13 protein-coding genes are annotated in these 14,983 nt (G+C 31.1%); 12 read left to right on the top strand and 1 reads right to left on the bottom strand.

Going from position 1 to position 14,983, the window contains the following annotated elements:
* Positions 1–14: 14 nt before the first annotated feature.
* The 3 genes from HMPREF0391_RS09405 (at position 15) to HMPREF0391_RS01670 (ending at position 2,987) form a co-directional block, all read left to right on the top strand.
* The gene (locus HMPREF0391_RS09405) at positions 15–176 is read left to right on the top strand and encodes a hypothetical protein (protein ID WP_155105096.1); all 162 of its coding nucleotides are present in this window, start codon (positions 15–17) and stop codon (positions 174–176) included.
* Positions 166–1,656 carry a peptidase S41 gene (locus HMPREF0391_RS01675; protein WP_035109091.1) on the top strand — a complete coding sequence of 497 codons (1,491 nt, stop codon included), beginning with the start codon at positions 166–168 and terminating at the stop codon, positions 1,654–1,656. The genes HMPREF0391_RS09405 and HMPREF0391_RS01675 overlap by 11 nt, the downstream gene beginning before the upstream one ends.
* A gap of 161 nt (positions 1,657–1,817) precedes the next feature.
* Positions 1,818–2,987 (top strand): IS256 family transposase, encoded by a 1,170-nt coding sequence (locus HMPREF0391_RS01670; protein WP_196218489.1) that lies wholly within the window; start codon positions 1,818–1,820, stop codon positions 2,985–2,987.
* A 327-nt stretch (positions 2,988–3,314) separates the two neighbouring features.
* Here the strand turns inward: HMPREF0391_RS01670 and HMPREF0391_RS01665 are convergent, their stop codons facing one another.
* Positions 3,315–3,848, bottom strand: a complete 534-nt coding sequence (locus HMPREF0391_RS01665; protein ID WP_050760755.1) for a 5-formyltetrahydrofolate cyclo-ligase — start codon at positions 3,846–3,848, stop codon at positions 3,315–3,317.
* Positions 3,849–3,947: 99 nt separating this feature from the next.
* On the opposite strand from HMPREF0391_RS01665, the gene ftsE reads away from it, so the two are divergent.
* The 9 genes from ftsE to nrdG all read left to right on the top strand — a co-directional run bounded on the left by ftsE (position 3,948) and on the right by nrdG (position 14,973).
* Positions 3,948–4,631 (top strand): cell division ATP-binding protein FtsE, encoded by a 684-nt coding sequence (gene ftsE / locus HMPREF0391_RS01660; RefSeq protein WP_002835102.1) that lies wholly within the window; start codon positions 3,948–3,950, stop codon positions 4,629–4,631.
* Positions 4,618–5,511, top strand: a complete 894-nt coding sequence (ftsX, locus tag HMPREF0391_RS01655; RefSeq protein ID WP_002835101.1) for a permease-like cell division protein FtsX — start codon at positions 4,618–4,620, stop codon at positions 5,509–5,511. Before ftsE ends, ftsX begins: the two co-directional genes overlap by 14 nt.
* A 10-nt stretch (positions 5,512–5,521) precedes the next feature.
* Entirely contained in the window at positions 5,522–6,745 is a 1,224-nt protein-coding gene (locus tag HMPREF0391_RS01650) for a murein hydrolase activator EnvC family protein (protein ID WP_002835100.1), read from the top strand.
* 155 nt (positions 6,746–6,900) lie between these two features.
* A complete protein-coding gene (locus HMPREF0391_RS01645) occupies positions 6,901–8,355 on the top strand; it encodes a hypothetical protein (RefSeq protein WP_002835099.1) in 1,455 nt (484 codons plus the stop codon).
* Positions 8,356–8,373: 18 nt separating this feature from the next.
* Positions 8,374–9,825 carry a hypothetical protein gene (locus tag HMPREF0391_RS01640; RefSeq protein ID WP_002835098.1) on the top strand — a complete coding sequence of 484 codons (1,452 nt, stop codon included), beginning with the start codon at positions 8,374–8,376 and terminating at the stop codon, positions 9,823–9,825.
* Positions 9,826–9,968: 143 nt separating this feature from the next.
* Positions 9,969–11,144, top strand: coding sequence for a S41 family peptidase (locus HMPREF0391_RS01635; protein ID WP_002835096.1), 1,176 nt, complete (start codon positions 9,969–9,971; stop codon positions 11,142–11,144).
* Between the two features lie 8 nt (positions 11,145–11,152).
* Positions 11,153–12,112: a polysaccharide deacetylase family protein gene (locus HMPREF0391_RS01630; protein ID WP_002835095.1), complete on the top strand. Its 960-nt coding sequence runs from the start codon at positions 11,153–11,155 to the stop codon at positions 12,110–12,112.
* A 237-nt stretch (positions 12,113–12,349) separates the two neighbouring features.
* Positions 12,350–14,473 carry an anaerobic ribonucleoside-triphosphate reductase gene (gene nrdD, locus HMPREF0391_RS01625; protein ID WP_002835094.1) on the top strand — a complete coding sequence of 708 codons (2,124 nt, stop codon included), beginning with the start codon at positions 12,350–12,352 and terminating at the stop codon, positions 14,471–14,473.
* Positions 14,473–14,973, top strand: a complete 501-nt coding sequence (gene nrdG, locus HMPREF0391_RS01620; protein WP_002835093.1) for an anaerobic ribonucleoside-triphosphate reductase activating protein — start codon at positions 14,473–14,475, stop codon at positions 14,971–14,973. Before nrdD ends, nrdG begins: the two co-directional genes overlap by 1 nt.
* The last annotated feature ends 10 nt before the right edge of the window (positions 14,974–14,983 follow it).

Here is a 14,983-nt window from a genome sequence, read left to right as displayed (position 1 = left end):
GAAAGGAGTATTTTATGAAAATCATTAAAGAAAGAAACAGTAGAAACTTAATTCAAATAAAACCAAATTCAAGTTCAGCTTGTATAGTATTGGACGGAGGTGGAAGCTGTATAGATGTACCATATCCATGTGTTAATCAGTACAAAAAAGGGATACAAATCAAAAATGATAAATAAGATCAAAAAAATGAGCGCTGCTATAATCATAGTTATAGCAGTAGCTTTTTCTAATACATCTTACGCTGAAAATGAATTAGAAGATATAGAAGTTCTTACATTTTCTAAAAACAACATATACCACAAGGGAGACTTGGACACAAACAAGGAAAAACACAAAAAACTTGGAGAGATTGAATTAAATAGAATTTTATCAAAAGAAGATTACATCAAAGATGTTAATAATTTTAAAAGCTTTTACATTCATGAACAAGGCTATCTTGGAGGATATACAAAAGAACAACTAGATTCGGATATTGATAAATTACTACAAAATCCTAAAGGAAATACCGTTGGTGATTTGAATTTACAGCTTAGTAAAATAATATCTAATATGAATGATGGACATACAACTGCTATGTATTTTTTGGGAAAAGAGCAATTCCCGTTCATAATAAAAATAATTGGCGACGAATTCTACATCATAAATACAACGGAAAAATGCAAGGACTTATTGTATTCAAAAATTGTAAGCATTGAAGGTGTAAAATCATCTGAAATATTGAAAATAGTGAGTAAATACATTTCTGCAGAGAATGAAACTGTAAGGAAAAATCTTTTACATTATGGTTACATGTTATACACAGATTTACTTAAAAAAGAAAATATAATAAAAGGAGATAAAGTACATTTACAAATTTTGCAAAATGGAAAAATCGTTGATAAAACTGTAGATACTATAAAAACTGATAATGTTGGGATATACAAAAATTACTATGATAATGAAAGCTACAATCAAATATTGTATGATACTAGTGAATTAAAATGGGATGCATATACAAATTGGGGAAAAGAACAATTCACAGAAAATAAACCATTTTACTTCTATAAATCAAACAGAAATTTAGTAATTAAATATAATTATTCTTACGATATGAATAAAGATAACGTATTAAAAGATATGATAACTAAAATGCAAAATGAAATACAAGCAAAAGATATTGACAACATCATATTAGACATCAGATATAATGGTGGTGGTAGTGAATTACATACAAGAGAATTAGAATTTGCCATAAAGCAATATCAATTATTAAATCCAAAAATCAATATTAAAGTGTTAACCAGTGAGGAAACTTTTTCAGCAGCTACAAAAATGATAGATAGTGTAAAAAGGAACTTAGAAAATGTAAAATTAATTGGAAAAAATACTGGGGGAGCTTCCAATTTTGTTAATTATGCAGGAAACCTCATCTTTCTTGGGAAGAGTAAACTATTCATACATACATCGGATAGAATGAGAAGATATGATTATACTTACAAAGATGTTATACACTCTTCGAATTTAAATAAAGGTGATGGATCAACCTGGTATCCTGATATGTTTATTGAAAACCAAATCGAAGATTACGCAGTTGGCAATGACAAGGTTATGAATTATGTGCTGAGAGATGAAGGAAACAATTCTTTGTTTGATAGAATAAAGGGAATATTTAATTAGATATTTCTAGGAAATATGAGAAGCTTCAAAGACCACATGAATTGAAATTCAAGAGACTGTGAAATAGTTTGTGTATAGAATCCTCCTGATATAATAGTAATCAGGAGGATTTTAAAATGCCAAGAAAAAGACCAGAAACTAGACTCAACAAAATATCCAAGATGTTAATTGAAGAATATCAACCAGAAACAGTACAAGATTTACAAGAAGCTTTGAAAGATCTTCTAGGAGACACAATGGAACAAATGTTAAAAGCAGAGTTAGATGAACATCTAGATTATGAATATGGTGAAAAACCACTGTCATTAAACACAAGAAATGGATCAAGTAAAAAAACAGTTAAATCATCATACGGAAACATAGACCTAAACATCCCACGAGACAGAGAAGGATCCTTTGAGCCACAAGCATTGAAAAAATATCAAAAAGACATATCAAACATAGAAAACCAAATAATATCTATGTATGCAAAAGGAATGACAACAAGAGACATATCAACACACATAAAAGAAATCTATGGATTTGGAATATCAGAATCCATGGTAAGCAAAATAACAAATAAAATACTACCAACTATTGAAGAATGGCAAAATAGACCATTAGAAAAAGTATATCCATTTGTATTTTTAGATGCAATACACTATCATGTAAGAGAAAATAACATAGTAGTAAAAAAAGCAGTATATATAGCACTAGGATACAATACAGAAGGATACAAAGAAATACTTGGAATGTGGGTAGGAGAAAATGAATCAAGTAAATACTGGCTATTGGTATTAAATCAATTAAAAGAACGAGGATTAGAAGATATATTAATAGTCTCAACAGATAATTTATCAGGATTTAGCCAAGCAATAGAAAGTGTATATCCAAAAACAGAAATTCAAAAATGCATAATTCATCAAATAAGAAATTCAACAAAATTCGTATCATATAGAGATATAAAAGAGCTAATGAAAGACTTAAAAACAGTATACAAAGCATCAACAGAAGAACTAGCACTAAGTAATCTAGATATATTTGAAGAAAAATGGGGCAAAAAATACCCAATGTGTGTAAATTCATGGAGAAATAACTGGGCTGAATTATCAACATATTTCAAATATCCAGAAGGAATAAGAAAACTAATATATACAACAAATAGCATAGAAAACTTTAATAGACAACTTAGAAAAGTAACAAAAAACAAAACAATATTTCCAAGTGACTACGCCCTACAAAAAAGCTTGTATCTAGCGATGGTAGATGCTTCAAGTAAATGGACGAGTAGAATAAGAGGATGGGATCAAATATTGTCACAACTATCAATATTTTTTGAAGGCAGAATCTAAATTTTGCCATAAAGATAATAAAAAATTTGAATCATTCAATCAAGAGTAAAGGTATAGCCCTGGTCTGACGACCAGCTCTTGACAGAAATCTTCAAATTTTTAAGAAATACAATTAGGCAAAAAGGGAGATTTTTAGAAAAATCTTGACCTTTTAGTTTAATTGTGCCAAAATTAGGTTACAAATATCTGAACTTTCAGATTTTAGTAATAAAAGTATATTTTTTAAAAATCAAAAAAATATCAGCTCACAACCTATCAGGAGGAGCTGATACACAAAACTTTTCACATACCCAAATTCAATTTTGTGGTCTTTTTGCTTGTTGATAATTATTTTTGAATTATTAATTTATCTACTGGTCTGTCAAACTCTTCGGGATGCAAATCATCTACTAATTGAAAATCATAGACTATGGATACTTTATACGAATCTTCGCCGATTTTGTCGATGAATCTGTCGTAGAATCCTCCGCCGTAGCCAATTCTGTATTTGTTTTTGTCAAAGCATAGTCCAGGTACTAGCATGAAATCAAATGTAACGTCTGATTCAACTGGATTTTTAGGTTCTAAGATTCCGTAAGCTCCAGGAGCCAAATCGTCCATGCTTTTGATTTGTACTGCAATCATGTGTCCTTTTGATTTTACATAGGGAACGTATACTTTTTTTCCTTGTTCCAACAAATCTTTTATGAGTTGGTGAGTATTAAATTCAGAACCAAAGCTCACATACACAAAAAAGTTTTCGGATTTTTTGAATTCTTCTAAGTTTTCCAATTCTTTTAAAAGTTCATCGTCGACTTTTTGTTTGTCGGAGATGGAGTCTCTTTGTTTTAACATTTGTTTTCTAATTTCTTTTTTGTTCATTTTCATCACCTAAAATATATATACCCTAAAAAGATTTAAATATCCAGTTGTTTAAAAATTTAAAAAGTCTGTGATATAATTAGGTTTACGAGGTGAAAAATGTTAGAATTCGTTCATGTCGATAAGACATATAAAAATAAAGTGTGCGCACTAAACGATTGCAATTTTAAAATTGAACAAGGTGAATTTGTTTTTTTGATTGGGCCAAGCGGTGCGGGCAAATCAACTATTACTAAACTTATACTTAAAGAAATAAATCCAGATAGGGGTAAGATTTACCTTTACGGTGAAGACATAACCAGATTAAAAGCACGAAAGGTTCCTAAATTAAGACAAAGTATAGGAATGGTGTTTCAAGATTTTAAATTATTGGAGAATAAAACTGTGTACCAAAACATAAAATACGTTATGCAAATTTTGGGGAAAAGCTCTTCAGAGATAAAATCTACGATTGATACTGTGCTTGATTTGGTAAATTTGAAAGACAAAAAGAATGCATATCCACACGAATTATCCGGTGGGGAAATGCAAAGAGTGTGCATTGCACGTTCAATGGTTAATAAACCTAAACTACTTATTGCAGACGAACCTACGGGGAATTTGGACCCAGTCACAAGCATGGACATAGCCAATGCTTTGGTTAGAATTAATGAACGTGGCACGACTGTTTTGATGATAACTCACGAGAAGGATATTGTTAACAAATTACAAAAAAGAGTAATTCAATTGGACAAAGGAATTATTGTTAGAGATGAAGAAGGTGGAATGTATGAGAAGAATTAGAGTTATGATATCCACTTTGAAGGAAGGATTTGTAGGTATTTGGAAAAACAGATCGATGGGACTTGCATCTTTGACGACGATATCTCTGGCGCTTTTGATTTTGGGATCTGTAATTATATCTATGTTGACGATGAATCAAGCTGTAAAAGACATAGAAGGAAAAGTTAATCTTGTCAATGTGTACTTGGAAAATGGAATTCAAGAGGACAAGACGAAAAAGATTGAACAAATTATCAAACAAAAAGATGGAATTAAGGATTTGAAGTATGTTTCCAACAAACAAGCTATGGAGAATTTCTCCAAGTCTTTAGATGATAAAACTTTGATTGAAGGAATGGAATCAGCTTTTCCTGCATCATTTGAAATTACACTGAAGAATGTAAACGATGCTGAACAATACGTCAGAGAATTTCAAAAAATAGATGGCGTTGAAAAGGTAAGTTTTTACAAAGATTTAATTGCGAAAATTTCAAATGCATCTAGAATTGTAAAATACGCTGGATCAATCGTAGTTGCAATATTAGTGATGATTTCAATAATAAATATTTCAAATACGATTAGATTAACTGTGTATGCCAGAAGAAAAGAAATTGCCATTAAGAAAAATATTGGTGCATCGAATTTGGTAATATCTGCACCGCTTGTTGTTGAGGGAATATTTTTCGGGATAATCGGCGCTGTGGTTGCGTTTTTGGCTTGTTATTACTTGTACAGATATGGATATTTGAGGTATAATAAGACTGTGTATGGATTGATATCAACTTATTTGGTTCCACCAGTGATGATTAGGTGGGATTTATTGAAGATTTTTATCAGTCTAGGTATCGGAATTGGAGCATTCGGTTCCGTATTAAGTAGCAAAAAATATCTCAAAATATAAGGAAGGAATTATGAAGAAGAAAATTGTCGCATTAGCCTTGTGCATGATGCTTATGACTAATGCAGTGTATGCAGACAAATTAACCGAATTAAATAACGAAAAAAAAGCAAAAACTTCGGATTTAAACGAATCTAAATCCAACCTAAATAAATTAAAAGATGATAAAGACGCTGAGTTGGAAAAGTTAAAGAATATCAATTTAAAATTAACTCAAACTCAGTCAGAACTTGCTATTCAGCAACAAGAATTGGCAAAAATTAACAAATCAATAGATGACACTAAAAAAGAAATCGAAAATTACAAATCTAGTATCAGCCAAAAAACAAAAGAATTTCAAAAAAGATTAAAAGGAATGTACATATCAAAAGACGGCGCAAAGGTCGATGTGCTTTTCGGATCTGGAAATTTGAATGATTTATTGAACAACGTAAGTTTGATGAATTACATTGCTAGATTTGACAAAAATCTATTGAATGATTTGAAACACGAAAAAATCTCATTAGATTACAAACAAGACGAACTAAAATCTAAGATGCAAACAATGGAAATTGTAAAAAAGAATTTGGAATTAAAAGTCGTAGCATTAAATGATACATTGGCAGAACAACAAAAGTTAATAGACGATATTTCAAAAAATGTCAGCATGACTGAATCAGAAATATCCTCATTAATTAAAGAACTTGAAAAAATTGACGGCAAAATCGACCAAGAAAAAAAGGCGATATTACAAGCGAAATTACTTGCAGCACAAAGAGCTCAAGCTGAAAAAAGAAGACGTGAAATGTTGCAAAGAAACAAGGCATTCAATACTAATATTTCAGCACCAGTCATCAATAATGACGGAGCATACTTACAATGGCCAGTACCATCATCTCACAGAATGACTTCTTTTTACGGATGGAGAAGTGATCCATTTGGACATGGTTCAGGATTCCACACAGGACTTGATATTGCAGCACCATTGGGAACACAAATTGTATCTGCAGAAGATGGAGTTGTAGTTCATGTTGGATGGAGCGGTGGCTACGGAAATCTTGTAAAAGTTCAACACGATAATGGAGCATTGACATATTATGGACACTTGAGTGGATTCAATTGTAGCGTAGGTCAAAGAGTAAAACGTGGACAACTAATTGCATATATGGGATCAACTGGATATTCAACAGGACCTCATCTTCATTTTGAAGTTAGATTCAATGGTCAACACACTGATCCATTAAACTATTTAAGATAATTATGAAACTAAGTTAGCAATAACTTAGTTTTTTTAATGCAATAAATCACCAGAAAATATTTGGAGAAATATATAACCAAATGTTTGACAATTAAGTGTTTTATTTGTAAGATGGAGTTATAGAAAACGATTGACAATATTTAAGAGGAAATAAAATGAAAAAAACTAAGAGAATTCCAAAAATATTTTTATTTGTATTAACGTGCATTCTTGCATTAAATATGCAATCACAAGGATTTGCACAGAATGAATTGGATAATGAAATTCTTACATTTCCAATAGAAGATAATTTGAAATTAGGAAATTACAATCCCGATGATTTAAGAGTTAAACAATTGGGAAAAATTGAATTAAACAGAGTACTTACGAAATCTGAGTATGAAAAAGATATGAAGAATTTTATAAATTATTACTTGGAATGGCAAGCTTATTTAGGAAATTCTACAAGAGAAGAATTAGAAAAACTTGGGGAAGAACTGTTGAAAACATCATACAATAAAACGGTTTCTGATTTAAACTTGGATTTTGCAAAAATAATTGCAAACACTAATGATGGACATACCTCAGCTATGTATGAAATAGGGAAAAGCTGTATGCCAATTAAGATTAGAATTATTAATGGAGATTATTACATAATTAATACAACACCTGAATACGAAGATTTATTATACTCTAAGATAATAAAATTTGATGATATTGATACCAAGGACATAACAAAAAGATTATACAAATACACTTCAGCAGAAAATAAATATTTCAAAAATACGATAATAAAAGATTTCTATCTATATTATGGAGATGCACTAGAAAAAGAAAATATAATTAAAAATGGAGAATTAAAATTACAGATAGAAACTGATGGCAAAAAGCTTAATAAAACAATCAAAATGATAGATCTGCCAGATGTTAAAATAAACAAATATAGTTATGAAAATACGGATTTTTCTCAAATCATATACGATATGACAGATATCGCAAAAAATAAATTTACAAAAAATGACAAGATGAGATACATGCAAATGAAACCATTTCATTATTATATAAATGATAATAACTTAATCATCCAATACAACAATTGTTATAATACTGATAAAGATAACATCTTGGAAAAGATGATAGAAAAAATGGATAAAGATGTTTCACAAAATAATGTAGAAAAAATAATTGTAGATGTCAGATACAATACAGGTGGTTGGCCAGCACATGCAAGAGAACTTGAATTGGCACTGAAAAGATATCAACTATTGAATCCAAAATTGGAAATAAAATTATTAACTGGATCAAAAAATTACTCTGCTGGATCCTTGTTCGTAGATGGAGTCAAGAGGAATTTTGATAATCTTCAGATAATTGGGGAAAATACTGGAGGACCTTCTGGTTGGACGACAGAAGTGTCAACAATTATGTATTTAGGAAATAGTAAATTATTTGTCAAAAAATCTAGTGGAGTTAGAAGATACGATTATACATTAGAAGACGTAGTACACTGTTCCAATCTTAATAAAAGAGATGGATTGACCTGGTATCCTGATATGTTTATTGAAAATCAAATACAAGATTACGCCATTGGCAATGACAGGGTTATGAATTATGCATTGCAAAAACAATAAATATATTGGGGGAAATTTATGAAAAAAATTAAAACAATAACTTTGGTGTCTGTGTTAATAATAAGTCTGTTATTAACAAATACAAACAGTTTTGCAGATAGTGAATTAGATGATGTTGAAGTATTAACAATAGACCTAAATTCTATGTTTGAAGATGAAAATGTAGACTACAGTAAGCTTAAGACGACTGTTGTACAAAACATAGATTTTAATAAGACTTTAACTGATAAGGAATATAATACAGATTTATCTAATTTTCTTCATTATTTTAATCAATCTCAGTCTTATCTTGGGTATACAACAGAAGATGAAATGAAAAAAGAATTAAATAAAATTATCCAAAACAAAACAGGGCGAACGGTTGCTGATTTGAAGTTTGATATGGATAAAATTATCGCTATGACTAATGATGGTCATGCTCTTGGCATGATTTATGTAGGTAGTGCTTATTTACCGATAAAAATGAAAATTATTGATGACGATATTTACATAATTAATACTACAGAAAATTACAAGAATTTACTGTATAGTAAAATTATTAGCATCAATGGAGAGTCTGCAAAAAGTTTGTTTGATAAGTTTTATAAATACGTTTCAGGAGAAAATGAATATTTTAAGAAAGCTAAACTTGAATCATATTACTTGAGTTATATTGATATATATAATAAAGAAAATATAAGTAAGAATAACAGGTTATCACTAGAACTTGAAAATGATGGCAAGATTCAAAAAGTCGATATAGAAGCTATAAAAATGGAACCTACTAAAATCTTCAAACAATATTTTGAAGGTAGTGAATCAAAAAGATTTGTTTATGATATTAATGATAAAATAGGTAAAAAATTCGTGCAAAATAATAAGGAAAGATTTACCGATGACGAAGCATTTTATTGTTACGAAAGAGAAGGAAGCCTCATTGTAAAATATAATCAGGCAGCTGATAAAAGTGATGAGATTAGTTTAAAAAATCTAGAAAAAAATATGGATAGTATTATCAAGAAAAATAATACGAACAAGATCATATTAGACCTTAGATACAATAATGGAGGAGAAACGACACATTTTAGAGAGCTATCTAGAAAATTACAAACATATCAAATATCAAATCCACAACTTGAATTCAGAGTTTTGACAGATTACAATTCTTATTCAGCAGCGACATTTTTAATCGATGATATTAAGAAGGGGTTAAATAATGTTACTATAGTAGGTAATTTTACAGGAGGACCATCTGATTGGACAACTTCATCATCTGGTTCTATGTTGTATTTTGGAAATAGTCACCTATTTACTTCATCTGTATCAAATTATTTATTTAGATTTGACTATAACTTTAATGATGTGATACACTGTTCCGATCTTAATAAGAGAGATGGATTAACATGGTATCCTGATATGTTTATTGAAACCCAAATCCAAGATTACGCCATTGGCAATGATAGGGTTATGAATTACGCTATTAACAATTAAATAATTTAATTAATATCTTCTTTTATTTATTAAAAGAGGATATTTTTTTTATTAAAAGCACAATAATCTTAGACAAATTGTAACTCAATTTTAATACAAAAAATCGTTAATCTGTTATACTATATATTAGTTAGAGGTGATTTATGAAAACATTTAAAAAAGTTTTTATTGGATTGGGACTTTGCTTATTGGTGTATCTAAGTTTTTCTATAGGAAATGCTACGGGAAAAAGAACAGCGATTGCCAATGAAAATGGTATTCCATTAGCGAAGATCAATAAGATAGAAAACTTGATTGACCAATATTATCTTTTTGATATAGACAAGAACAAGCAACAAGAAGGAGCTGTGGAAGGCTATGTAAAAGCTTTGGGAGATCCTTATTCTGAGTTTTTGACTAAGGAAGAGATGGATAGTTTGAACCAACAAACTGAGGGAGAATATGCAGGTGTTGGAATTGTGGTTACTCCTTCTGAAACTGGTGCGATAACTGTTGTTAGTGCAATCAAAGGCAGTCCAGCTTTTGAAAAAGGCATCAAAAAAGATGATATTATACTTAAAATTAACGGCAAGGATTACAATGCATCCCAAATGAATGATGCGGTGAACGTGATGAAAGGTAAGCCTAATACAGATGTTAAGCTTACTATTGCCAGAATGGAAAACAAAACTAGCAAGATTTTTGATGTAAATATAACACGTCGTATGATTAGTTTGACTACTGTTAATTCTCAAAAAATTGGAGACATTGGATATATCAATATTACTCAATTTGATAGGAAAACTGATAAGGAATTTATCGAACAATACGAAAATTTGAAAAAGCAAAATGTGAAGTCAATTGTTTTGGATTTGCGTAACAACCCTGGTGGCTTGTTGGATTCTACAGTTAAAATAGCAGATTATTTGCTTCCAAAAGGAGTTATCGTTAAAACTGTAGATAAAAATAAAAAAGAAGATATTCAAAAAAGTGACGCTTCAGAACAGAATCTACCAATGGTTGTTCTTGTGAATGGTTCAAGTGCTTCTGCATCTGAAATTTTGACGGGGGCTTTGAAGGATTACAAGAAAGCCACGATTGTCGGTGAGAAAACTTTCGGAAAAGGTATCGTTCAAACGATTATTCCGATGGATAAGGGCGAAGGATTGAAGCTTACTATTAGTGAGTATTTTTCACCAAATGGCAACAAAATCCACAAACAAGGTGTCACTCCAGATGTTGTTATCAAGTTGGACGAAAAGGCTAAGGGTATCGGAGTTGAGTTTATGAAAGAAGACAATCAACTTCAAAAAGCTTTAGAGATTTTAAATAAGAAATAGGAGAAATTATGAGAGAAGAAAGAGAAGCGAGAAGAAAACGCAAGAGAAGAAAAAAAATAATCAACTCAATAGTTCTTTTGGTTTTTGTATTGGCTGTGGGAAGTTTTGTTGCAGTAAAAGTAGCCAACAGCGAACAAAGTCTTAATCCAAAAGTAGCTGAGAGTTCTTCTAAGAAATCGAACAAAAAAACTGTTGAGAAAAAAGAAGAACAAAAACCAGATCCTAATAAATTAATGAAGGGTTCAAATCATATTTTAAAAGCAGATTCGTATGCTTATGATGCAAAAACTATTAGTCAATTCATTAGACCAACAAAATCTGAAGGATATGTCAAAAACACAGACAACAAAAAAATCTGTTTCTTGACTTTTGACGATGGCCCTAATCACAGCATAACTCCACAAGTTTTGGATGTATTGAAGAAAGAAAATGTTCCTGCTACATTTTTTGTAGTTGGTAAACATATTACTCAAGACACAAAAGATATTTTGGAACGCCAATTAAATGAAGGTCACGCAATTGCTCTTCACTCTTTTGAACACGATTATTCAAAATTATATCCAGGTAGAGTTGCAAATGCTGATAGAATTAAAAAAGAAGCAGAAATGGCACAAAAAGCATTGCAAGATGTTCTTGGCCCTGATTTTAAAACGAGCGTGTGGAGATATCCAGGTGGACACATGAGTTGGCAACAATTAAAGCCAGGCGATGATGCGTTAGAATCTTTGGGAATTCACTGGATTGACTGGAACAGTTTGGTTGGAGATGCAGAACCAAAAAGCAGAAGACCAACGACAGTGGAAGGCATGGTTGAATTTGCAAATACTTCATTAACTTATCAAGCTGAGCAAGATTTAGTTGTAGTTTTGTGTCACGATGCACCAGGAAAACAACTAACTGTTGATTCACTTTCAGCAATTATTAAAAATTTTAAAGATAAGGGATATGAATTTGGAATTTTAAAATAATTTTAAAATTATAAATATTAGCTTAAATTTGCCACAATTAAATTATTATGCAGAGCACCTTTTTGATAAGGTGCTTTTTTAATGTTTTAAATCCTACTAACTATATATAGTATGAATAAAAATCAAAAACCCACATATTGATACTATCTGTAGTATTTGATATAATATAGCAGTAGTAAAAATCAAGTAAAAAAGATTTTAATCATATAAAAAAAGGAAAGAGAAGAGGGATTGCAAATGCTAACTGTAGAAAAAAGAGACGGACGACAAGTTGAATTTGACGCAAAAAAAATTGTCGTTGCGATAGAAAAAGCTATGAATAGTAGTACAGGAATTTACGAACCGAATTTGGCTGAAAAAATCGCCAACGAAATTGAAGGATACGCAAAAACAATTGGAAAAGTTTTGAGTATTACTGATATTGAAGACCAAGTTTATTATAAGTTAATTCAGTACAACAATCCCGCTACGGCAAGAGCGTACGAAAATTACAAAGCCGTACAAAAATATAAGAGAGAAACTAATACTACTGATGAAAGTATAATCGGATTGTTGGAAGAAAGTAACAAGGACTTGTTAGAAGAAAACTCTAACAAAAACGCTGTGATAGCTTCTACTCAAAGAGATTTAATCGCTGGTGAAGTTAGCAAGGATATTGCCAGAAGAAAGCTTATTCCACAAGATTTGCTTCAAGCTCACGATGAAGGAGCAATTCACCTTCACGATATGGATTACATAATTCAACCTATGTTTAACTGTTGTCTTGTAAATATGAAAGATATGCTTGACAAAGGAACTGTTGTAAATGGCAAATTAATCGAATCACCAAAATCATTCCAAGTTGCTTGTAATGTAATGACTCAAATAATCGCACAAATAGCAAGTAATCAATACGGTGGTCAAAGTATAGACATTAGATGTTTGTCAAAATATTTGAGAAAATCTTACGAAAAGAATTTGAATTTGTGTATCGAAACTCTTGGAGACATCGACATGGCTGAAAAAATGGCAGATAAGATGACTCAAAAAGATTTGGAATCGGGAATTCAAACAATCCAATATCAAATCAATACATTGATGACGTCCAATGGACAAGCTCCATTTGTGACTTTGTTTATGTTTATTGAAGATCACGATGAATACAAGGAAGAAACTGCTAAGATAATCGAAGAGATTTTGAAGCAAAGAATTCAAGGAATTAAAAATGAAGCAGGAGTGTATGTTACACCAGCATTCCCTAAATTAATTTACGTTTTGGATGAAAACAACATTCACAAGGACAGCGAATTTTATCATTTGACTTCACTTGCAATTCGTTGTACTGCTAAGAGAATGTATCCTGATTACATTTCGGCTAAGAAAATGAGAGAAAACTACGAAGGAAATGTGTTCAGTCCAATGGGATGCAGAGCATTCTTATCTCCATGGAAGGATGAACGTGGAAACTATCAATTTGAAGGTAGATTTAATATCGGAGTTGTTACGATTAATTTACCACAAATTGGAATTTTGGCAGATGGAGATGAAGACAAATTCTTCGAAATATTAGACAAAAGATTAGAAATGTGCAAACGTGCAGGAGTGTTGCGTTACGATTTACTAAAAGATGTAACCAGTGATTCTTCTCCAATTCATTGGAAACACGGAGCTATTGCGAGACTTAAACCACATACACCAATCAAAGATTTGTTGATAGGTGGATATGCGACTGTGACTTTGGGTTACATTGGAATTTACGAAGCAACGTTGTTGACTATCGGTGAAAGCCACACAACTCCAAAAGGCAAAGAATTTGCAATGAAAATAATGGATATCATGAATGAAAAAATAAAACAATGGAAGAAGGAAACTAATCTAGGGTTTGCATTGTATGGAACTCCAGCAGAAAGTTTAACTCACAGATTTAATAGTATCGACAGGGAAAGATTCGGAGTAATCGAAAACATCACAGATAAAGGTTACTACACAAACTCATTCCACGTCGATGTAAGAGAAGAAATATCTGCCTTTGAAAAGTTTTCATTTGAATCGAAATTCCAAGACAAATCATCAGGTGGATGCATTTCTTATGTAGAAATTCCAAACATGAGTAAGAATTTGAAAGCTTTGGAAACTCTTGTAAAATACATTTACGATAATATTCAATATGCAGAGTTCAACACAAAAAGCGACTATTGTCAAAACTGCGGCTTCGATGGAGAAATTACAATTAACGAAGATGGTGATTGGCAATGCCCACAATGTGGAAACAAAGACCATGCTACGATGAATGTTGTCAGAAGAACTTGTGGATATCTTGGAGAAAACTTCTGGAACGAAGGAAGAACAAAAGAAATCAAAGATAGGGTATTGCACATTTAATGAACTACGCACAAATCAGACAATACGATGTGGCAAACGGTCCTGGAATTAGATGCACATTTTTTGTAACAGGATGTAGCCTCAACTGCAAGAATTGTTTTAACAAAGAATACCAAGATCCAAATTTTGGAGACAAATGGACCGATACACAAACAAATCAAGTAATAAATTATTTAAACCAAGAAGAAATTGATGGACTTACAATTTTAGGTGGAGAACCATTTGAATCATGCGATGATTTGATTGAAATTGTGGGAAAAATCAAAGAAAGCACGAACAAAAGTATATGGATTTTTTCGGGGTACACTTACGAAATACTTTCTCAAAAACAAAACTGCAAAAAGTTATTGGACATGTGCGATGTACTTGTTGATGGAAGATTTTTTGAAGAATTAAAAGATTTAAGATTGAAGTTTCGTGGATCTTCAAATCAAAGATTGATTGATTTGAACAGAACAACAATAGATAACATCATACTAGTTGATGAAAATAAATTATAAATAAACCGTT

This window comes from Finegoldia magna ATCC 53516, assembly GCF_000159695.1.
GTDB lineage: Bacteria > Bacillota > Clostridia > Tissierellales > Peptoniphilaceae > Finegoldia > Finegoldia magna_F.
Note: the sequence above shows the minus strand (reverse complement) of the source record. Positions and strands in the feature narration are given on the sequence as shown.